The organism is Mycolicibacterium sp. XJ870 (genome assembly GCF_053483975.1).
Genome location: NZ_JBEFTI010000001.1, coordinates 212,915 through 234,729 on the forward strand (window position 1 = coordinate 212,915; position 21,815 = coordinate 234,729).

At 66.2% G+C, this 21,815-nt stretch carries 15 protein-coding genes and 1 pseudogene; 8 read left to right on the forward strand and 8 right to left on the reverse strand.

Features of this window, described 5'->3' with window-relative positions; translation table 11 throughout:
- Positions 1 to 48: 48 nt before the first annotated feature.
- Positions 49 to 1,764, reverse strand: a complete 1,716-nt coding sequence (locus tag ABQF30_RS01135; protein ID WP_448460339.1) for a DUF7159 family protein — start codon at positions 1,762 to 1,764, stop codon at positions 49 to 51.
- A gap of 143 nt (positions 1,765 to 1,907) precedes the next feature.
- Here ABQF30_RS01135 and ABQF30_RS01140 point away from each other — a divergent pair, with 143 nt between their 5' ends.
- Entirely contained in the window at positions 1,908 to 3,530 is a 1,623-nt protein-coding gene (locus ABQF30_RS01140) for a DUF7937 domain-containing protein (protein ID WP_448460340.1), read from the forward strand.
- Here ABQF30_RS01140 and ABQF30_RS01145 read toward each other — a convergent pair.
- Complete coding sequence (locus ABQF30_RS01145; protein ID WP_448460342.1) at positions 3,527 to 5,050, reverse strand: PE-PPE domain-containing protein; 1,524 nt, start codon at positions 5,048 to 5,050, stop codon at positions 3,527 to 3,529. The two genes, ABQF30_RS01140 and ABQF30_RS01145, sit on opposite strands and share 4 nt — an antisense overlap.
- Before the next feature lie 384 nt (positions 5,051 to 5,434).
- Between ABQF30_RS01145 and ABQF30_RS01150 the strand changes: the two are divergent.
- Positions 5,435 to 6,262, forward strand: a pseudogene (locus ABQF30_RS01150) (serine/threonine-protein kinase); the annotation flags it as partial.
- 1,047 nt (positions 6,263 to 7,309) lie between these two features.
- Here the strand turns inward: ABQF30_RS01150 and ABQF30_RS01155 are convergent.
- Positions 7,310 to 7,534, reverse strand: coding sequence for a hypothetical protein (locus ABQF30_RS01155; RefSeq protein WP_448460344.1), 225 nt, complete (start codon positions 7,532 to 7,534; stop codon positions 7,310 to 7,312).
- A gap of 416 nt (positions 7,535 to 7,950) precedes the next feature.
- Between ABQF30_RS01155 and ABQF30_RS01160 the strand changes: the two genes are divergently transcribed.
- Complete coding sequence (locus ABQF30_RS01160) at positions 7,951 to 9,645, forward strand: TROVE domain-containing protein (RefSeq protein WP_448460346.1); 1,695 nt, start codon at positions 7,951 to 7,953, stop codon at positions 9,643 to 9,645.
- Positions 9,646 to 9,691: 46 nt separating this feature from the next.
- Here the strand turns inward: ABQF30_RS01160 and ABQF30_RS01165 are convergent, their stop codons facing one another.
- Positions 9,692 to 10,147, reverse strand: coding sequence for a hypothetical protein (locus tag ABQF30_RS01165; RefSeq protein ID WP_448460348.1), 456 nt, complete (start codon positions 10,145 to 10,147; stop codon positions 9,692 to 9,694).
- A gap of 123 nt (positions 10,148 to 10,270) precedes the next feature.
- On the opposite strand from ABQF30_RS01165, the gene ABQF30_RS01170 reads away from it, so the two are divergent.
- On the forward strand, positions 10,271 to 11,461 hold the full coding sequence (locus tag ABQF30_RS01170) for a DUF7159 family protein (RefSeq protein ID WP_448460349.1): 1,191 nt from the start codon (positions 10,271 to 10,273) through the stop codon (positions 11,459 to 11,461).
- Between the two features lie 4 nt (positions 11,462 to 11,465).
- Here ABQF30_RS01170 and ABQF30_RS01175 read toward each other — a convergent pair whose 3' ends face one another.
- Positions 11,466 to 13,394 carry a DEAD/DEAH box helicase gene (locus ABQF30_RS01175; protein ID WP_448460351.1) on the reverse strand — a complete coding sequence of 643 codons (1,929 nt, stop codon included), beginning with the start codon at positions 13,392 to 13,394 and terminating at the stop codon, positions 11,466 to 11,468.
- 54 nt (positions 13,395 to 13,448) lie between these two features.
- Here ABQF30_RS01175 and ABQF30_RS01180 point away from each other — a divergent pair, with 54 nt between their 5' ends.
- On the forward strand, positions 13,449 to 13,835 hold the full coding sequence (locus ABQF30_RS01180) for a DUF1801 domain-containing protein (protein WP_448460353.1): 387 nt from the start codon (positions 13,449 to 13,451) through the stop codon (positions 13,833 to 13,835).
- On the opposite strand, the gene ABQF30_RS01185 is transcribed toward ABQF30_RS01180, so the two are convergent.
- A complete protein-coding gene (locus tag ABQF30_RS01185; RefSeq protein ID WP_448460355.1) occupies positions 13,832 to 16,207 on the reverse strand; it encodes a flippase-like domain-containing protein in 2,376 nt (791 codons plus the stop codon). The two genes, ABQF30_RS01180 and ABQF30_RS01185, sit on opposite strands and share 4 nt — an antisense overlap.
- A 182-nt stretch (positions 16,208 to 16,389) precedes the next feature.
- Between ABQF30_RS01185 and stpK7 the strand changes: the two genes are divergently transcribed.
- On the forward strand, positions 16,390 to 18,195 hold the full coding sequence (gene stpK7, locus ABQF30_RS01190; protein ID WP_448460357.1) for a serine/threonine protein kinase StpK7: 1,806 nt from the start codon (positions 16,390 to 16,392) through the stop codon (positions 18,193 to 18,195).
- A gap of 78 nt (positions 18,196 to 18,273) precedes the next feature.
- Here the strand turns inward: stpK7 and ABQF30_RS01195 are convergent, their stop codons facing one another.
- Complete coding sequence (locus ABQF30_RS01195) at positions 18,274 to 18,408, reverse strand: hypothetical protein (RefSeq protein WP_448460359.1); 135 nt, start codon at positions 18,406 to 18,408, stop codon at positions 18,274 to 18,276.
- A gap of 76 nt (positions 18,409 to 18,484) precedes the next feature.
- On the opposite strand from ABQF30_RS01195, the gene ABQF30_RS01200 reads away from it, so the two are divergent.
- Positions 18,485 to 19,315, forward strand: coding sequence for a transglutaminase-like domain-containing protein (locus ABQF30_RS01200; RefSeq protein WP_448460361.1), 831 nt, complete (start codon positions 18,485 to 18,487; stop codon positions 19,313 to 19,315).
- Between the two features lie 4 nt (positions 19,316 to 19,319).
- Here ABQF30_RS01200 and ABQF30_RS01205 read toward each other — a convergent pair whose 3' ends face one another.
- The gene (locus ABQF30_RS01205) at positions 19,320 to 20,192 is read right to left on the reverse strand and encodes an NYN domain-containing protein (protein WP_448460363.1); all 873 of its coding nucleotides are present in this window, start codon (positions 20,190 to 20,192) and stop codon (positions 19,320 to 19,322) included.
- A gap of 119 nt (positions 20,193 to 20,311) precedes the next feature.
- Here ABQF30_RS01205 and ABQF30_RS01210 point away from each other — a divergent pair, with 119 nt between their 5' ends.
- Positions 20,312 to 21,409, forward strand: coding sequence for a fatty acid desaturase family protein (locus ABQF30_RS01210; RefSeq protein ID WP_448460365.1), 1,098 nt, complete (start codon positions 20,312 to 20,314; stop codon positions 21,407 to 21,409).
- Positions 21,410 to 21,815: the final 406 nt, after the last annotated feature.

Here is a 21,815-nt window from a genome sequence, read left to right on the forward strand (position 1 = left end):
ACGAAAACCTAATTAACTGGGGTGCGTTCTTCGTCACGCTGTCCCGGTTTACGGGAGCTCGGCCACCGTCGTCACAGGCGAGTCGCCGCTCGACGAGTCACCACTCGACGAGCCACCGCCACTTGATGATGAATCTCCGCCCGATGGTGCCTGCGGGTACAACGTGGCTGCCGGCGCCTCTGATACCGGCTGCTGGATAGGGGGCGTGTAGGCGGGCACTGGTGGTGTGTAGGACGGCTCCTCCACCGGAGGCACCGAAGGTTCGGTCGGCGGGCTCGTCGGCACCGACGACGGCGCCGTAGTGGTCGGCGGTGCGGTGGTGGTTGGCGGTGCGGTGGTGGTCGTCGGGGGCGGGGTTGTCGTGGTCGGGGGCGGCGACGTGGTCGTCGTGGGAGGTGGCGACGTAGTGGTCGGTGGAGTTGTCGGTGTTGTCGGCCGCGTCGGCGTCACCCATGGCGGTGTCCAGGGGGTCAGCGGAGGCACCACGATGACCGGGGGAACCGGAACCGGAACTGGGATCGGCAGCGGAACCGGCGCCGGAGCCGGCGCAGCGGGGGGAGCAGGTGCGGCCGGCGGAGCGGGGTTGACGGGAGGTGCCTGGTTGACCGGCCGGTCGCCGGTACCCGAGCGCACCCTCGGTGCCGCAGGAGCAGCGGGCGGTGGCGTCAACACCGCAACGGGCAGCGCGACGGGATCCGGCTCGTGCGGAACCGGCGGAAGGTAGCGGCCCGGCACCGTATCCGCCTGTGTGGCGGTCACCGGCTGGGCGCTCACGTCAGCCGCAGGTCGAACGTTGATCGCGACCGTGACGGCGAGCGCGGCGAAACTGATGACCACGAACGTCATGGCGCTGCCCATCAGCAGCATCCGTGGCGGTGGCGGTGCGATGACGGACGTGTAGTCCGCCTCGTCAGCCTGCTCGGGGATGAACTCGCCCAGCGGCTCGACCGGCATCTCGTCGAGCCAAGGTTCGTCCCCGGGTTCTTGCGAGTAGGCCAACTCCGGCCCTACGAGGCCGTCGACGTCCGCTTTCGCGGGAGCCATCTGGGTGGCATCGGCCGCGGGAGCCATCTGCGTCGCGTCGACCGCAGGGGCCATTTGCGTCGCCTCGACAGCGGGCGCCAATTGCGTCGCCGCAGCGGCGGACGTGAAACCGCCGGCCGTCTGAGCGGCACCCCGCGCGATCGCATAGCCGGCATCCGGCGGCACCTCGACCGGCGTCGTCGAATGGAGTTCTGCCGCAACAGAATCAAGATCAAGTCGCTGACCAACCAGCATCACCCGTCCGGAGGCGGGCACCTGCTGCAGCACCGCCGCGCACGCGGCGGCGGCACCGGCGGCACTGATCGGGACGGACGCCAACGTCGAGGTAGCCCCGCCATCCTCGCCGACCACCGTCAGCGACACTGTGTCGTCGCCGGCCAGCAGTAGCGCCGCATCCGCGCCCGAGCTGCGGGCCAGCGCCGCGGCGGCCTCGGCTTCGTCCACGACCTCGACGTTCTGCACGCCGGCGCTGACCACGCTCTGGCGAAGGGTGTCGGCCTCAGACGGGTCGGGCAGGCACAGCCGGGTCGCGGCGACCTGGTTGCCCGATTCGGTGACCGCACGGTACGTGCCCACGATGGTGTCGGCCAGCTCGGTCATCCCGTCGTCGGACAGGTCGAGCGCGTACTGGTCCAACAGCTGGCCGCCGCTCGCGGGCGAACCGATCATCGCCAGGCGTGCAACACGCCCGGCGACCGCCACCCCGAGGACTACGTCCACGGTTCCACTCCTTGCCTCATGCATATTTCAGGGGCCCCGACGGTCATTTCCAAGCTACCGCTTTGGCGGTTGTGCGCCGGAGCAAAAGTGAGCACGCTGGTTGGATCGCCTTGTCGACGTCACCCATAGATAGGAATCGGTACGTGAGCGACCAACGTTACGACGCGCCCGCCACCGTGCAGGTGGCGACGATGGCTGCTCCCGTCGTGGCGCGGTCGCCGCGCGTCGGCTACGTACCCACCCGGACCAACAGGGTGCGCGACGGATTCGCGGTCGCGTTGCTCGTCCTGGCCCTGCTGGTCCCCTGGGACCTTGACTTCGGCGTCGGGGTCCCGGCCAGTGACGGATCGCTCTTTGCGGTGCTGGCCGTCGTGACGCTGTTGGCCGTCGCCGCCGCGCTGGCACCGCACCTCGGACCGTTCCGGCTCACCGCCCCGAACCCCGACGTCCGGCGCACGGGCCGGATCCGGCTCGTGCTGAGCGTTCCCTACCTCGTCGTGGTCATCGGTTTCGTCTCCTACCATCTGGCGCAGACGGTCGGGCACGGCGGCACCGGCGCCGTACCGCCGGGTGTCGGCCCCGCCATGCTGCTCGGCGTTGCGGGCGCAGTCTTGGCAGCACAGCCGCCCATCACCTCGATCACCATCGAAGACAACAAGTTTCGGCGCTGGTACGCGGTAGCCCGGGTGATCGGCTTCCTGTCGATCGCTCTGGCGACGCTGTCGGTGGCCTTCAACCTGTACTGGCGGCTGCGGTACCTGTTCGTCACCGAGGTCGACTTCAGCGGTCGCGACATCGCCGTCATCGTCACCACGCTGCTGTACGGGGCGGCGGCGATGATCGCCCTGGTCATCGCCTCGCGCTGGCTCACCGAACGGACCGCTGCGGCCCGGTTGGCGACGACGGCACTCGGCATCGCGGGAGCGGTCGCCGCCACCCTGGTGTGGGTCGCCGGCATCGGCCGTGACATCGACGCCTTCCACGGCATCGCGATGAACACGTCGACCGCCGCGGTGGGCTACGAGGGATACCTCGCCTGGGCCGTCGCCGCCGCTATCGTCGCGCCGACGACGCTGTACGCCGTCTTCCTCATCAAGCCGCCGACCATCGGCGCGTACCGCGGCGCCGCGCAGAAGTGCTTGACGCTGATCGCCTTCTGGGCGTTCGCGGCTGCGGCACTGCGCGTCGTCGACTACGTGATCGCACTGTCGCTCGATCTTCCGCGCGCGCTGTACGACAGTGTCGCGATGGCGGCGTTCAACCTCTGCACGGCGTTGATCGCGCGGTGGTTGCACCGCCAACTGGACAGAGGTGTGGCGTCGCCGACGGTCGCCGCCGCGTTCAGTGGGGTGTTGTTCGTGTTCACCGTTGCCGACCTGGCCATCGGTGTCGCGCTCGCGCCCCGCTACGCCGCACCGGCGCCCGCGGCGATCTACGGCAACAACCTGGCTCAGCAGATCACCAGCACATTCGACGTCACGGTGTGCGCGTTGAGCCTGGTCGTGTTGGCCGCCATGCTGTTCACCGGTCCGCTGGCCGGCTACCTGGTCCGTCGCGACGCCCGCACCGCCAAGCCTGTGAGCCCACCTGCGCCACAGATCGCCGAGCCCACTGAGACTTTGGCCCCGCCGACCATCGTGCGGCAGCCTCAAGCGTCGGCAGTGCCGAGAATCGTTCGTCTGAAGGAAGATTCGACGACTGTGCTCGAACCGCCTGAATCCACAGCGACACTGCGGATCCAACGCCGACCGCAGCGCCCGGATTAACCCGCCCGCGCGCTCGCGTGCTTCGAGGGCCGGCTGCGCTGCGTGTGAGCCGACTTCGCGGCCTGCCTAGCGGCGGGCTTCGGTGCGCGAGCCGAAGCCCGGTCGGAGCGCGCGGTTCCTGATGAAGCTCCCGGTCTGCCCGCGTGCCTGTTGCGCTTCGCGAAACGATCCGCATCCGGGTCCGCCTTCAGTCGTCGCTGCGCCGAATCGGTGTGCCGACTGTCGAATCGCGCCTGCGCGCGACGATTGAACGGGGTGGATTCCGGCTCGTTGTCTGCTTCGGCCTTGTCATCGACCTTGGTGTTTGCGGTTCCACGGCCGATGGCCTGCAGCACCTTGGCCAGCGGCCGGGTGGCATCCGACACTGCTCTCGTCACGTCGACCACAATGCGGCGCACGCCTTGTGCCATGGGCGAGGTGTCCACCGGCTCGACCGGATGCTCGGTTACCGGGGTGACGGCTTCGATGTCGGAGACAACCGGCTGGGGCAGGGACGGGTTGTAGGTTTCGCCGCCAAGGATCGCCAATGACTGCGCGAAGGCTCCCGGCAGTGCGTCGAGCGCTTCCTGCCTCTTCTCGTCGGGGGTGGCCCAGCTGAATGCCTTGACGTGGCTGGGATCTGCGGTGCGGTCGTATCCCATCTCGACGAACACCCGTAGGACCGGGTCGATGAAGTCGACGAATCGCTCTGCGCCGATCAAGGATGCGGGTATGCGCAGCGGCGCGAGGAGCGGCAGGTACTGGGGCAGCATCACGTAGGTGGTGTTGCCGACTTGGGTGGAGACGGCGTTGGGCGCATCGGGATGTTCCAGTACATAGCCGGGAAAGGCATGACCGAACGCCATCCCGGCGACTTGGTTCGCGATGGCCAGCGGGTTGTAATAGGCCGGGAAGTCGACGATGCCGTCGTATTGATTCTGGTAGTAGGTGGTCTTGAAAGGGCTGTCCGATGGTCCGGGTCGGCCGAACGGGAAGATGTCACCCAGTACCGGCAGATTGTTCCAGTCGGTGAAGCGGGTGAGGAGGCCGCCGTTGGGCTGATACGGGTCACCGATGAAGATGAACTCGTAATTCTGTGCGTTGGCAACGTAATCCGGGACCTTGGCCATCTCGGTGCGCGCGATCTCGGCGACCATACTGCCCTGTGACAAGCCGATGATCGTCACCTTGTCGCCTGCCGGCGTGGCGGCGATGTCCTGCAACAGGTAGCCGGCTCCGATCGATTCGGACCGCTTCATAGACTGCGGCCAGTACGGAATATCGGACAGCCCAGGAATATCCGAGATGATCGGCAAGCTGAGAGTCATCTGCGCGGGGTAGGGGAGGGTGTGGAAGGAGTCGCCTTCCGGAACGGTGTTGCCGTAGAAGGGCAGTGGGATGGTCAACCCGAGTCCTTCGAGGGAAGGCCCCACGCCGATCGTCGTGCCGAGTTGTCGCACCGCTGCGCTGTAGCCGGCCGACGGGGCGCTGACACTGACTCCGGCCGACACCGCGATGACAACGCCACCGGCCAGCAACATTGACGCCCACCGACGTGAACCGTGTCGCCGAGGCGCACTGCGCAGCGGCATTCCACAAAGACCCCGACCCGCCATACCCGTTCCCTACTCTCCGCATCGTGGTGAGAACGGCCATCCCAGGTATCTGACGCGGCCGCAACGAGTAGGCGGGCTAGCAGCACATAAAGGGCAGGGCGTCATGCGCGCTACGTCGTATGCTGCCGAAAGTTACCATCCGTCGGTGGCAGGGATGGGAAAACTCACTGTTGAACGAAGAACTCGCGTGAACCACTGAGACGAGACCGCTGGGTTAGATAATGGACTCTTTGCTCGAATACCGTTATCGGGAACCCTAGATTGACGCAACCGCGTGTTTGCCGCAGCGGGTCGTGGTAAACCACTGACATGCCGTTGTCGCACGGTACGAAGATCGCTGGTTACACGATCCAGAGGTTGCTCGGTTCAGGGGGGATGGGAGAGGTCTACCTCGCCCAGCATCCGCGGCTGCCCCGACATGATGCACTCAAGGTTCTACGGTCGAGCATCTCGGCCGACCCTGACTTCGTGGAGCGGTTCAACCGCGAAGCAGACCTGGCCGCGAAGCTCTGGCATCAACACATCGTCGGTATCCACGACCGGGGCAAATACCGAGGACGCCTCTGGATCTCGATGGATTTCGTCGGCGGCACCGATGTCAGCCGGATGTTGCACGACGACTATCCGAACGGGATGCCCGTCGCAGAAGTGGTAGACATCGTCAAGGCTGTCGCCTCTGCTCTCGACTATGCGCACGGGAGAGGACTGCTGCACCGAGACGTCAAGCCGGCCAACATCCTCGTCTCCGACGGCGATCACGGCGAACGACGAATCCTGCTCGGCGACTTCGGTGTTGCCCGAGACCTGGCCGACACCGCTGCCGGCGGGCTGACCAAGACCAACATGACCGTCGGCACAGCCGCATACACGGCGCCCGAGCAGCTGATGGGGTTGGAGCTCGACGGCCGAGCCGATCAGTACTCGCTGGCGGCGACGGCGTATCACCTACTGACCGGGGCGCCACTATTCGAGAATTCCAATCCTGCGATCGTCATCAGCCAGCACCTGAATTCGGTTCCCCCCGTGCTCGCCTCTGTCCGGCCTGAACTCGCGCCGCTCGATGCGGCGTTGTCCCGCGCATTGGCCAAGGACCCAGATGAGCGCTTCGCCACATGTACGGACTTCGCACGTGCTCTTGAACGGCCCGAAGTCTTGATGGCACCGGTGGCCGCGCCCAGTCCGAATGATGTCGACACGATGTTGGCCCCGGCGGCGCTACCTGTTGTGCAAGGCCCTTCTGCGGATTCGAGTGCGCCGACCACTGCAACTCGTCGCGGACGTCTAGGGCTGGCAGTGGCAGTAGCGGCGCTGATCGCGGCTGTGGTAGGCACCGTCTTCGTGCTGATGCCTTCGGATAACGAGCCGCCTGTTGCGCCCTTCACGCTTGCCGGGACTCTGCAATTGCAGAGCGATCTGTTGAAGACCACCGCTCTCCCAAGCGGATTCATGTGTGCAGGAGCACGCGACTATGGCGACATCGGCCCTGACGCGCCCGTCACTGTCGAGGACGAATCCGGCAAGCTGTTGGCGAAGGGGGAAATTCAGAGCAGTAGTACGGGCAGTGATGGCTGCCATCTGAAGTTCCGCATTGACGACGTGCCGAGTGGGGCCCGCTTCTACCGAGTACATGTGGCGCAGCGTCCAGAGATGAGCTTCACCGAGTCCGAAGCGAAGGCAGGCGTGGAACTTTTGGTGGGCGCCACCGATTCGGAACCGACGACGGCAACATCCTCGGCACCGGCGCCGAAGGAAACGCCTGGACCTTCCACGCGTACCGTGACGGTCGCACCACCGATTGACGACGTGAGTCTCCAACGCCTGCAATCCTTAGCTGACAATGACCGTCCGTACGTGGCCGCGTACTACACCGATCATTGGGTACCTCAAATCAGCTCCAAGCGTGTCGGTTTGGTTGCGGACGGAACTACTTGGGACACCACAAAGATCCTCGATCAACATATGCGCCTGCGTGGGACCTATCCGACTGTCCGACTGCTCCGGTCCGGTGATTGGTCGACATACGACGGACCCGGCTTCTGGGTGACGGTCGTCGGTCTGCACTCCGACAACCCCGGCGAGGTACTTGCATGGTGCGCTCAGGAAGGGTTCGACAGGGACAACTGTGCGGCGAAGGTGGTCAGTACGTGGCGGCCCGTCGATGGCAGCACGAAGTACAACTGAGCCCTAGGACTTCCGTCCCACAACCAAATAGACCGCCGGCAGCACGCCCGAGGTGGTCAGCATTCCAAGGGCACCCGCCCACATCCACTTGGGCCCGTTGATCCGGTTCGCGTCGCGGCCGGCGAGATCGCGCAGCGCCCAGGCGCGCAGACCGGCGTCCACCGCGGCCACGCCGATGATGGCGGTCTTGGTTTTGGGTGACAGATCGCTCCAGCGCTGCTTGGCCACTGCAGAGTTCCTTTCGGTTCAACGACAGGTGCCTTCCACGGTACCGACGCAGTCCTGCGCCCGTTGAGCGAATAATCAATAGCGCCCGCACCTTTGCCCGCGTACCGTTCTGCGGGCCGGTGATGTGAGCCGGATGTTGAGCGGTTACCACTGTTAATGGATAGGACGCGGGTTCGAATCCCGTCCGCCCCTAGGGGACGGTAGCTCAGTCCGGCAGAGCAATTATCCCGGTCGACGACTCACACGCCCACATCACTTGGCGTACAACTTCATTGCCGCGTGCCGGAAGTCGATCGGTTATCTGGCGCATTAAGGTTCGATTCCTGGCGTAGCAGCCCCTGCTGCTGCGAGTCCGGTTGGCACCTCACACGCTCGCGGCAAACCCGAAGACCAACGACCACGAAAGGAGTAGCCCCATGGACATTCTCACCACCTTCAACAGGCGGAGGACGCGGCAGTCACAAATAGCGAAGCCGGAGCAGGTGCTCAATGCTGCTGGCGGCTACACCTTTTCGGTCGACGACTGGTCGCGGGTACACCGCTTCCTGACGCTGGGCACCGACGGTGGAACGTACTACACCGGCGATCGGGAACTGACGCGTGACAACGCCGATGCCATCCTGCGCGCTGCGGGCACCGACCCCATTGGGCTGGTGAACCGGATCGTCGAGGTCTCGGAGGCCGGGCGCGCACCGAAGCAGAACCCGGCGCTGTTCGCGTTGGCCATCGCCGCGTCGACTGACGACGTCGACGGTCGGCGCGCGGCGTTGGCGGCGCTGCCGCGGGTGGCGCGCACGGGTACTCACCTGTTTCTGTTCGCCGGCTACGTCGAGCAGTTCCGTGGCTGGGGCCCGACGCTGCGTCGTGCCGTTGGCCAGTGGTACACCGAGCGTCCTGTTGATCGGCTGGCCTACCAGCTGGTCAAGTACCGGCAGCGTGCCGGGTGGAGCCACCGCGACATGCTGCGGTTGGCCAGCCCGTCCGGCGTCGTCGACCCGGCCCGGCGCATGGCGTTCAACTGGTCGGCGGGAAAGGGCCTCGGTGACTACGCCGAGGCACCGGTCCGGCTGACGGACGCGCAACTGAAGGCGGGGCAGCGCAGCGCTGTCCGGCCCGTGGTGCGTGCCGATACTGTGCCCGAGGAGTTGGCGATCATCGCCGACTTCGAGGACGCGCAGGCGGCGTCGTCGGCAGCTCGGTGGGTCGAGATCGTCGGCCGTGGCAACGGGCTGTCGTGGGAGATGCTGCCCGACGCGGCGCTGGCGGAGCCGGCGGTTTGGGAGGCACTCATCGACCGCGGGATGCCGCAGACGGCGCTGATGCGTCAGCTTCCGCGGCTGACCCGGCTCGGGCTGCTGTCCGGCTCCGTCGGGGACGTCGTCGCGGCGCAGTTGGCGGATGCCGAACGCGTTGCCGAGGCGCGAGTGCATCCGGTGAATGTCCTTGTGGCACAGCGTACCTATGCCTCGGGGCAGGGTGCGCGTGGACAAGGGGCGTGGACGCCCGTCGTGCGGATTTCCGATGCGCTCGACGCCGCGTTCTACGCGGCCTATGGCGCAGTGCGGCCTGCCGGCAAGCGCACGCTGCTGGCGCTCGACATCTCGGGTTCGATGAGCTCGTACGTGTCGGGTCTACCGGTGACGTGCCGTGAGGCGGCGGCGGCGCTGGCGATGGTGACCGCGGCGACCGAGCCGCAGCACCGCATCGTCGGGTTCACCGCCGGTAGCGGCGGATGGACCAGCACGGCGATCACCGAGCTGGACATCAGCCCGCGTCGTCGCCTCGACGACGTGTGCGCGTACACCGCGGCGCTCCCGATGGGCGCCACGGATTGCGCGCAGCCGATGGTCTGGGCGCGCAAGAACCGGGTGGAGGTGGATACGTTCCACATCTACACCGACAACGAGACCTGGTACGGAGACATCCATCCGCATCAGGCGCTGGAGCAGTACCGCCAGAAGATGGGGATCGATGCGCGGTTGGTGGTCGTCGCGATGACCGCGAGCCACAACTCGATCGCCGATCCGGGTGATCCGCGCGAGCTCGACATCTCGGGTTTCGACTCGGCGGTGCCGACGCTGCTGGCCGATTTCTCGCGAGGCGACATCTAACGGGGTAGGGGGGTGACGGTCATGCACCGTCACCCCCGACCCGTCGTCACGGCTTCGGTATGTCGATCCCGAGCAGCTTCAGGCCGTCTTTCAAACGCTTGTCCGCCCCGTCGATGGTGGTGTTCAACTTCAGCAGTTCGGCAGAGGTGGTGCGCGGCGTCAACGCTGTGCACTGGTCGGCCACGCTGCGGTAGCCGTCGATACCGTCCTGCAACGCAGAATTGACGTTCATATCGGGGCCGGGCAGCACGTCGCGCTGCATCGTGTCGAGGTAGGACCGCAGATCCTCACACGCCGTGTGCAGCGTCGGGAAGTCGGTGGGCGCAGCGGCGGTGCCCATCGCATCTCCGACCGGACCCTGTGCGGCACCGAGTCCGCCCATCGACTCGATGACCGCAGTGCGCCACTCGTCGGTGACGGGAGCAGCCACGGGCGTACCCGCCACTGCGCACCCGGTGAGCAGGGCCCCCGCGGCGGCCGCCACGGCGAAGATGTGCCTCATATTCACGCAGCTTAGGGGTCTACTCATGCGGCCACATGCGCTGAGTCACCACGGTTACGCGAGAGTTACCGCCGTCACACCGGTAACCTGGAGACTGATAATCAGGCAGATCGGGGAATCGGCATGGACCTCGTGCTCGGCCTTGGGATGACGTCACGAGCGGTTCGATGGGTGCTCGTCGAAGGGACGACGGGCGAAGGCACTCCTGTCGACCGCGGTGCGATCGCCATCGACGATGTGGCGACGTACGACTCTGAAGGCCTGCTGCACGGGTTGGTGGATGACACCGTGAGCACCGGGGAGAACCGGATTCACGCGATCGGCGTCACCTGGACCAGCGACGCCGCCCCGCTGGCAGGCCGGGTCCTGGATGCACTCGAACAGCGTGGCCATGCCAATGTCTTTGCGGTCTCTGAGGTCGAAGCCGCCGGGCTGCTGACAACCGGCATCGCCGAGATCGCGGGCTATGACGACGTCGCGGTGTGCATCGTCGAACCAGATGCCGCCGCCATCGCAACGGTCACGCCCGACGCGGTGACCACCGACCGCATCGGCAGGGCCCCCGAGGACGAGGCGGCCGAGGAACTGATCGGCAATATCGTCTCCACCTTGCAGTCCACCGGTGGGCAACCCGCAGCGGTTTTCGTCCTCGGATCCGACGGCTCGGATTCGATCGTGTCGGCTCTCGCCGAGGCCACGCCGTCGCCGGTCATCTCTGCCGCAGAATCCGACCTCGCATACGCGCGGGGTGCCGGCCTGGCCGCCGCGCTCGCGGTGAACACCCAGGACGGGCTGGCCCGTTCGGGCAGGTCGCTGCATCTGACGAAAGTCGGCGCGCTGACCTCGGTGCTGGTTGCGGCGGTGGCGACGTTGGTCGTGGCGACGACGGCCGTGGTCGGTATCCGGCTGCATCCGGGTGCGTTCGCCGACGCACCAGAGGTCGCTGAAGTCAGCGAACCCGCTCCGGCGGCCAAGCCGCAGCCGGCGCCGCCCACCGTCAAGCCGAGTCCGCGGGAGGTCAAACCGAGCCCACCCGCGGCCAAACCGCGCCCGGCGCCGCCCGCAGCACCGCCGTCGGCTCCGAAAGCGCCCGCTCCGGTGGCCGAGGTCGACAACGCGCCCGCCTATGTTCCGCCGCCGGCCCCCACCTACATTCCACCGCCTGAGCCGGCGTATGTCCCGCCTGCGCCGCCTGCCTTTGTGCCGCCACCGGCCCCGCCTGCGGTGACCTATCCGCAACCACGGTTGCGGGACCGGATCATCGAGCGCATCCCGATCATCGGCCGCTTCCACGAGCCCAAGCCCTGGGGCTGAGGCGCTACCTCGTCAGCCTCGCCTGTTCGGCGCGGACAATTTCGTCCTGATGTGGCCGCACTGCGTCGCGGTGCTGCGCGAGCCGGTGAATCGGTTCGTCGATGCTGCCGCGGGCCAGTAGCCGGTGCACCCGCACCGTGTGCAGGTCGCTGATGCGCTGGGTCCGCCCGATCACCTGACGTTCGGCACGTGGCTGCCATTGCGGTTCGGCGACGAGGATCACGACGGGTGCGGATACCCGTCGCAGATCGAGGGCACCTGCACTGATCTGGGCCAGTAGCGTGGCTGGCCCGCGGTCGGTGGCGAACGCGTCGACCATCGCCTGCCGATCGGACACCGATTCGCCGGCGGGGCCGAATACCTTCCCCGGCAATGCTTTTCGAATAACTTCGAGTACGGCCGCGAAATGCGAGAACACCACCACGCGGGCCCCGTTGATCTGTGCCTCGCTGACGAGTTCGATCAGCCGGTCCAGTTTGGCGGTCGGAGTCGGGGCGCCGGACGGCCAGGCGGCCTGGCGGATGGCGGTGAAATTGCCGCTGGAGACCGCACGTCGGTAACGCTCCCGGTCGGTGCTGCTGAACCGCACCCACTCCTCGGTGGCGATGCGTAGCGGCAGCTCGTCGACGACGTCGCGGTAGTCGCGACGCAGGTATGCGCGGTCCACTGCCCGGCGGAACGCGATCGAGCCCTGCCTGCCCGTGTTCGGGGTGACCTTGCCCGCGATGTCCGGTTGCAGGAAGTCGATCAGATGACGGAAGCCGTCGATCCGGGTGTGCATCGGCACACCGGTCAGGAACAGGATGCGGTCATCGGACGTCAGGACATTGCGTACCGCGCGGGTGCGGTCGGACTTGGGGTCGCGCAGCAGGTGTGCCTCGTCGACGATGACCAACCCGGGCCGCTCCGGCAGCGTGATGCGCTGCAGCATGCTGAACGAGACAATGGCCAAGCCGCCGTTGTCTTTCCACGCGGCGAGCCGGGCCTCACGCTGGCTGCCGCGGATCTCGATCGCCGTCAGTTCGGTGTGCTTGGCCGTCTCGTTGACCCAGTGGATGCTGGTGTTGGCCGGGCAGATCACCAGCACATGACGCATCTTGTCGACGGCAGCCAGGTGCGCGGCGACCGCGAGAGCTTGGATGGTCTTGCCGAGGCCCAGGTCATCGCACAGCAGAACCCGTTGCCGCGCCACGGCGTATCGGGCGCCGAACAGTTGGTAGCTGCGCAATTCGGTGTGCACCAATGAGAGATCCAGGCCTGTCCGTTCGGCCTGCGCGGCGACCTGCGCCCCGACGAACCCTTGTGCGGCATCTACATCGGTTGTGCCGGAGGCAAATTCGCGGAGTAGCTGGTCGACCGGGACGGCGTCCTTCCGGTACGCCATCCAGACGTCCGAGTCGGGTTTGCGGGCGTCTTCGACCCGATCGATCAGTTCGGCAACCTTGTTGGCCAGCGGATCTGGATCGGTGGCCGGCGACCCGGCCCGCGCACGCAACCGGGGGAGCAGCCGTCGCAGCTGTTTGGCGGGGACGTCTGCGCGCGTGAGGACGACGAGGTTGGTCAGCAACGCGGCGTCGTCGGGGTTGTCGGCGGAGAGCCGCGGCCTGGTGGTGGAGCGGATGTGGTCGGCCATCGCCTGGGCCGCGGCCTGGACCGCTTGTGCGGTCGCGATGTCGACACCCGGCACCTGGGTCAGTACCCGGGCCGGCACGGTGTAGATGTCGGCGACCGTACGGAACTGCGAGTTCATCAGCGCGCTGATGCGGGTGCCGCGGGTGAGATACGGGCGCAGGCGCTCCAGAGGCGCCGACTGCAGGGCCTTGTCAACCACAGCGTCGGTGTTGGACCGGAGGTCCGCGGCGATCTCAGCGCGGAGCTTGCCGATGTCCGCGAGCAGGCCGTCGGCTCGGCGGACCAGGTCTGCGCGATCCATGACAGTTGATCATCCCACTTCACCAGCACACGCGCGGCCACCTAGCGTGGCGATATGAGTGACGATCCATCAGCTCAGTTCGTGGCAGGTCTCCCCGCTGCAACTCGCCCGATCGCAGAGCGTCTCGTATCCATCATTACCGGCTATGCGTCCTTCGACGCGGCCATCAAGTGGCGGCAGTTGACGTTCGCCGTTGATGGCGATTTCGACCACTGGATCTGCGCTGTGGCGGCCACCAAACATCAGGTACACCTGGTGTTTCACTTCGGCAGCCTGTTGCGCGAGCCCGGCGCGGGGTTCGAGCCGTCGGGATCATCGAAGTTCGTTCGAAAACTCGGGTACAACTCGGTCGATGATGTGGATGACGCCGTCGTGCGGGATCTCCTCACCCAAGCCCTCGAGGCGCTGCCCCGCTTCAAGGCGACATGGAAGGGTCGCTAGATCATCTCGTTCTTGGTGAGCCACCGCATCACCGGCCAGCCGACGAACACCGGTAGCCAGCACGTCAACACCCGGTAGAGCAGCACCGCGGGGACTGCGATCGCGGCGGGCACGCCGAACGCGGCCAAGCCACCGATCAGGGCTGCCTCGACGGCGCCGACGCCGCCGGGGGTAGGCGCGGCAGAAGCCAAGGTCCCACCGATCATCGTCACGACCGTGACAGTGACGAACGAGGTGTCCCCGCCGAACGCCTCGACACTGGCCCACAGTGCCAGCGCGGCACCGAGAGTCGTTCCGGCAGCGCCCAATACGATCAACGCCAGCCGTTGCGGCTCGCGTGCGAGCTTCACCAGGTCGTCGGTGACTTCTTGCAGCCGGGGTCGAACCGCTGATGCCAACCATCTGCGCAGGTTGGGGACCGCCAGAAACACACCGATGAGGCCCAGTGCGACGCCGGCGATCAGATACAGCACTGTCGCGCTGGGCACGAAATGCGACAGGTCGGCCGACGCGCCGGCCGCGGTGCTGAAGAAGATCAGCAATAGCACGTGCACGATCACCTGCACCGACTGCTGCAGGGCCACCGCCGCGGTGGCACGCGCGGTGCTCAAGCCGCCCTTCTGCAGGAACCGGGTGCTGAGCGCAAGCCCACCGACTCCGGCGGGCGTGGTGGTCGCGGCAAAGGTGTTGGCCACCTGCATGATTGACAGATTCCGGAAGCTCACCAGCCGATCGGCGCACGCCCACAACGCGGCGGCCGCACCCACATATCGCAAGGCCGACACCGCGAGGCCAAGTAGCGCCCACGACCAGTTCGCCGTGAGCAGCTCGGAGAAGAACGTCGGCACCGCGCTGATGAACGGGTAGGCGACATAGACCAACGCCACCAACAGAACCAGCTGGATCACCTGGTTGCGGGTGAACCGGGTGATGGTCTCGGCTTGGATCTGGTCGGCGCCGGTCTGGTGCATCACCTCGTCGCGGGCCTTGGTAATGACTCCCTTTGCGTCCGGAACGGATTCGCGGACCGGCGCGGGCACCGCCGACTTCGTGAGTCGGCGTGATGCGGTCAGCACGGTGTCGCGGCCGAACGCCTCGATGGCCGCATTCACCGCCGACGGCGCGTCGTACAACGCGGTCGTGGTGACCAGGAGCTGCGCGATGTCGGACTGCAACTGGGCGTCGGTGGCGCCGTACTCGGCGCTGCCGAAGCCGCCGAACAGCACCGCACCGTCGTTGACAGTGATTTCCTTGCTGCGCAGATCGCCGTGGGAAATCTGGTGGTCGTGCAGCATGCGCAGCGCGTTCCAGACCCGGCCGACGGTCGTCTCGTCGGTGCTCTGATCCAGCGGTGTGCCCCGCTTGTGGTTGTGGGCGTACAGCGTCCAGCCGCGGTCGAGTGCAGCGACCGACATGGTCGACGTGCTTGCCAGCCCGAGGTCGCCGATCGCGATGGCCATCAGGGCGCGATGCTCGACGGCGCGACGCATCGAGGTCTGCAGGGGAGCGGTTTCGTTGGAGCGCAGGCGAAACTTGCGCCACAGCTGGCGCACCGCACCGCCGCTGCGCTGGTTGGGTCCGTACAGCTCGACGACGGCGGTGACGTCGGGATCGTGGGATGCGGCGTCGAGCTGCAGCGGTCCGGCACCGGCCGGGCGAACCACGGTGAACGCGGAGACGTTGAATCCGCGGCGGGCCAGCGCCCGCACCGCGCCGTCGAGCGGCACTTCCAGCGCCGGGGTGCCGACCACCCAGACGACCAGGGCCCCGACGAACCAACCCACGGACAGGCCGAGCAGCGATCGGGCCGGCACCACGGCGCTGACCACGAGGTGAATCGGGACGAATGCCAGCAGCAGAGTCCACCACCAGCGGCGTAGCCGTCGCGACAGCCACGGCCCGGACACCGTGAGGACCGCGGCCAGCATGCCGATCCAGCGCGGGTCGTCGAGGAACTGCGAAAGCTGGGTGTCGAGCCGGTCACCGAGGTCGAAATGCCAACGCGGGGCTGCGATGCCGTTGGCGGTGATGGACAGCGACAACATGGTGATGAGAGCTGCGGCCGCATAGGCGCCGAGCAGTTTCCATTGCCGCGACAGGACCAAGCTGACCAGGATCACGAACGGCAACGCCACGATCGCGATGCCATACAGCAGATAGACGAGGTTGGACTGGGTGGGCGTCAGCACGCCGACGATCTCGGAGATGGACTGTTCCAGCGCCTCCCACTCGTAGCGGGTGATCAGCGAACTGGTGATGACCGTAGCCAGGAACACTGAGGCCAACGTCAGGCGCAGGATGTCGTTGGTGCGTCGGGTCAACGGTTGCAGCAGCTTGCCGGTGACAGCGATGTCCCGTCCGTCAACGCGCATATTCCCCCTTTCGCGGTCCGCCGACAAAGGTAGCCGGGTAGATGTGCGATGTCGGTCATTGGTCGCGATCTGGGCAATTACGAATTCACATCGGTCCCATCAGTCACTGCGGGCGTCAATTTTGCCAATGTGATGTAACTTCGATCGACGGTGCCGGGGGGCCTGCTGCTGAGGAGCGACGAGTGGACGCGACACCATTCGGGCACTATGAGCTGCAAAAGCTGATCGGCCGCGGCGGGATGGGCGAGGTCTACCAGGCCTACGACACCAACACCGACCGCATCGTGGCGCTCAAGGTGCTGCCACCGCACCTGGCCCAAGACACCACCTTCCAGGACCGATTCAAGCGGGAATCGCACGCGGCAGCCGGGGTCAACGATCCGCACGTGGTGCCGATCCACGGTTTCGGCGAGATCGACGGCCGGCTCTATCTGGACATGCGGCTGATCGAGGGGCGCAACCTCGGGGCCATGCTGGCCAGGGCCGAGAAGCCGCTGGAGCCCTCATTCGTGGTGGACATGGTCGAGCAGGTGGCGAAGGCGCTCGACGCCGCGCATGAGGCCGGCCTGATCCACCGCGACGTCAAGCCGTCCAACATCCTCATCACCGACAACGACTTCGTGTACCTCATCGACTTCGGCCTGGCCCGTACCGCGGGTGAGGCGGGCATGACCACCGTGGGCAGCACGCTGGGCACATTGGCGTACATGGCGCCGGAACGGTTCGACACCGGCAAGGTCGACCCGCGGTCCGACATCTACGCGCTGGCGTGCGTGCTCTACGAATGCCTCACCGGGGCAAGGCCCTATCCCGTGGACAGCCTGGAGCAGCAGATCGCCGGCCACATGGTGTCGCCGCCGCCCCGGCCATCGGAGAAGAACGCCCGGTTGGCAGCCTTCGACGAGGTGGTCGCCAAAGGGATGGCGAAGAAGCCGGCCAAGCGGTATCAGACGGCCGCCGAGTTGGCGTCCGCGGCGCGCGCTGCGCTCGCGGTCGCGGTCCGCGCGACAGGGCGCTCCGGTCGGCATTCGGCGCGCCAGGTGCGGGGCCGGCTGCGGGTCCCCCGGCGAGTGGTCGCGATTGCAGGGGCGACGGTTGTGGTGGCGGCGTTGTGCACGCTTGGTGTCTGGCAGCTACGCGATTACGGCGGATCGGGGCGTGCACCCGCACTGGCCGATACGGCGTCGACGACGGGGCCGGTCGAGGCGCCGCTGGGTGCGGTGCCCGAGATCGCGGGAACCGTGCCCGCCGAGATCCGGGAGACGGGCCGCCTGGTGATCGGCGTGAATGTGCCATACGCGCCCAACGAGTTCAAGAATTCCGACGGCGAAATCGTCGGCTTCGACATCGACCTGATGAAAGCGATCTCGCGAACCCTGGGACTGGTTCCCGATTTCCGCGAGACGGGATTCGAGGGGATCCTGCCGTCGGTGCACGACGGCAATTTCAACGCCGGGATGTCGTCGATCACCGACACCATGGAACGCGAGCAACAGGTCGACTTCGTGACCTACTTCCAGGCGGGCACGCTATGGGCGCAGCAGACCGGGTCGACGGTCGATCCCACCGCCGCGTGCGGGCTGCGAGTTGGCGTGGCCTACAGCACGATTCAGGAGACCGAGGAGATTCCGGCCAAATCTGACGCCTGCGTTGCGGCTGGATTGCCGCCGATCGAGAAGGTCGTGCACACCCATCAGGACGAGGTGACCGAGGCGCTGATCGCCGGGGAAGTCGATGCCATGACGGCGGATTCGCCCGTCACCGGGTTCGCGATCAAGCTCAGCGGTGGGGCACTGCAGCCGGCCGGTGACGTGTTCGACTCGGCGCCCTACGGGTGGCCGGTGGCCAAGGGGTCCGGGTTGGCGGAGTCGTTGCGGCTGGCGCTGGAACACGTGATGGGGACCGGGGAATACCGGACCATCGCGACCATGTGGGGCGTGGAGAAGGGCATGATCACCCAACCGGTGATCAATGGGGCGTTTCGGTAGGCGCCCTTCACGTTGACCCTGCGCTGATGCACCTAATTACTCACACGATCGCGCCATACGCGCAGAGTCAGTCCAGACTCAGTGCTTCTTGGGGTGCAGGAGGGTCTCGGTGGATGACGCCTCAGCAGATTTACCGCGTTTTACAGCGCGTTTCTCCTTGAGCGATTTGCCGGATTTCTTGGTCATGCTCTGACGCGGAGACTTGTCGGCCATCGGAGGCCCCTTTGATGTGGGGGCCTGTGTTGGTCCCGGTTCCTCGACCGTACACCTCGCTCGCGCGCGCGGAGGCATGCCTGGCTGTGGGATTATTGGCCTTGTGAAAAGAGATGTGGGCGCGCAGCTCGAAGTCGATATCGTCGCGCCGACGACGCTGGAATTCCAGATCGCCGTCGCGCCACATCCGAATACTCAAGTATTCGAATCACTTTCCTTCATGCTCGACGGAAAACCCGTGCAGGCTATGGAAATCAGTGGCACACACGGCAATCGCATCCACAAATTGGATGCCACGGAAGGCCGGCTGAGTGTCGACTACACGGCGACGGTCATCGGCCGGACCGATCCGGCGCCGGTGACCGAATACGACCTCTCCATGTACCTGCGGCCCAGCCGCTACGCCGAATCGGACAAGTTCTTCGGCTTCGCCGCAACGGAATTCGGTAGCTACACTGACTCCGCGACGTTGCTGGAGAAGGTCTCGAAGTGGGTGGGCACCCGGTTGAGCTATGTCCCGGGTTCCAGCGATCCCATCGACGGAGCGGTCGACACCATGCTCGCCGGCGCCGGGGTTTGCCGCGACTACGCACACCTGGTGGTGGCGCTGCTGCGGGCGGTCAACGTTCCGGCGCGTGTGGTTTCGGTGTACGCACCGGGCTTGGAGCCGATGGACTTCCATGCGGTCGCCGAAGCCTTCGTCGACGGTCGGTGGCGGGCGATCGACGGGACGTTGCTGGCGCCGAGGCAGAGCCTGGTGCGCATCGCCACCGGACGCGATGCCGCCGACACCGCATTCCTGGACAACCACCGCGGTTCCATCACGCTGACGGAAATGCGGGTCACCGCCGTCGTCGACGGCGAACTCCCCAGGGATGAGCTCGACCATTTGGTGTCGATCGGCTGAGCGCTCACTCGTCGCGGCGCAACCGCACCATGCGCGTCGTCGAACTCTCGTCCAACTCGACGACGTCCAAACGGGACCGCAGGAAATCGCTGAAAGACCGGAAACCCAAGGACTTCTCACTAAATGACGGATCCATCCGCTTCATCTGAGCCTTGACAGCCGAGTTGTGCAGCCAGTCGACGTCGTCCTTCTCCAGTCCGATCTGCAGGGCCCGCGTCAGCAGCGCGGTTGCCGCGGTCTGGGGGTCTGGCGCCTCGGGCTCATCGGGTTCGGCCTTCTTGCGGCGGGTGCGCTTGGGCGGCTCGGGTTCGGAGGCGGGCTCCGGTTCGATCGCGGGCACGCCCGGCAGCGCGTCGTAGATGACGAACTCGTCGCACGCGGCCGCCAGCGCCCGGCTCGACGACCCGGCCACGCCGATGCCCACCACGTAGCGCCCCAGCCGCTTGCATCGCTGAGCCAGCGGGATGTAGTCGGAGTCGCCCGCCACGATCACCACGTGGGTCAGGTCGGGCAGCCGGAACATGTCCTCGACCGCGTCGACGGCCAGCCGGATATCGGCACCGTTTTTGCCGTAGGCCGCCGCCGGGAACAACTGCACCAGGTCGACCGCCCGGCCCACCAGCTGCTGGCGGTACCCCGCATTAACGTCTGCTGACCAGTCGGCGTACGCACGGGTGAGAACCAGGGTCCCGAACGACGATGCGAAGTCCAGAACTGCGCCGACGTCGACAGTGGAGTTGTCCAGTTTGTCCTGTTCGAGGCCCTTGGCCTTGTCGCGCTGGAACGAGTTACGCCCGTTGACCTGGTCATACCGCGATATCACGATGTTGTCGAAATCGAGGTAGACCGCGACACGGGTCGGGATAGGCTCGGTCATGGGCCCAGTCTCGTCCATCGACCTCGCGTTATGGCACAGATCTGTCTTGGCGCATAGGCTCATGGTCAACGAGGTGGTCCGGAACCTGCCGCCGCACATCGACAGACCGGGAATCCCAGTTGGCAATCACTGACATCGCTGCGTACGCGAAATTGACGCCGGTGGAGATCGAGGCGTTCGGCGCCGAACTCGACACCATCCGCCGTGACATCGAGGAATCGCTCGGTGCGCGCGACGCCGCCTATATCCGGCGCACCATCGCGTTCCAGCGGGCGCTCGACGTGGCGGCACGGTTGCTGATCGTCGGCAGCCGGTCCAGGGTCGGCTGGTGGGCGGGGACGGCTGCACTGGCGTATGCGAAGTCCGTCGAGAACATGGAAATCAGTCACAACGTGGGCCACGGCCAGTGGGACTGGATGAACGATCCGGAGATCCACTCCACCACCTGGGAATGGGACATGGTGGGGCCGTCCGCGCAGTGGCGGTATTCGCACAACTATCACCACCACGTATTCAGCAACGTACTCGGCGTCGATGACGATCTCGGCTTCGGAGTACTGCGGATGAGCCGCGACCAGCAATGGGAACCGCAACATCTCGTGCAGCCGCTCCGAAATGTGTTGTTGGCGGTGATCTTCGAATGGGGCATCGCCCTGCACGACTTCTACGCCGCGCGGGACCGGGCCGACACCGAGGCCGGCAAGGATCTTGCCCGTAAGGCGTTGCGTGCCAAGATCGGCCGCCAGCTCGCGAAGGACTACGTGATCCTGCCCGCGCTGAGCGGACGGAAGTGGCGCCGGACGCTCGGTGCCAACTTCACCGCCAATCTGCTGCGCAACCTCTGGGCGAACGTGGTGATCTTCTGCGGTCATTTCCCTGACGGCGCCGAGAAGTTCGGCCCGGAGACCCTGCAGGAGGAGACCAAACCCGAGTGGTACCTGCGGCAGATGCTCGGTGCGGCCAACTTCAAAGCCGGTCCGGTGATGGCATTCTCCAGCGGGAACCTGTGCTACCAGATCGAACACCACCTGTTTCCCGACCTGCCGAGTAATCGCCTGGCTGAGGTCGGCGAGCGCGTGAGCGCACTGTGCGAGAAATACGGGCTGCCCTACACCACCGGGTCGATGCCACGCCAGTACCTGCAGGTCTTGCGGATCATCTTCACCCACGCGCTGCCCGATAACGGGTGGCGTGGGGTTCTCCGACCGAAGCGCTGAGCTCAGACACGAAAGAGCGACGCCACCACGCTGGCCGGGATCCCGAAAAGGAACATCACTTCTGTTGTCCCTGTGCCGTCGAAAGTCGAACAGGGAGAAGCTGTCGGTCAGCGGGGCGGCGCGCCCTGTAGGTCCAGTACACGCCGATCTGGGGACCCTGTCAACAAGCCCGCAAATATGTTGCGGTACTGCGCATTACGCGCGCCGCGCGAACCGCTCCAGTGCGCGTCGATGCGCAAGACGGAGTAGTCGGCCGCTGACGGCGCCGGGTGGTTGGGGAGTCCCGAGGAGCTTGCCGGTCCGGGTGAGATTCGAGAATGCTTTAAGCGTCGTGCGGTCGAATATGAGCGTGCCCAGCAATGGCAAGGCACGCGGCCGGCGGGCCATTCACCGTAGGCCGCCAATG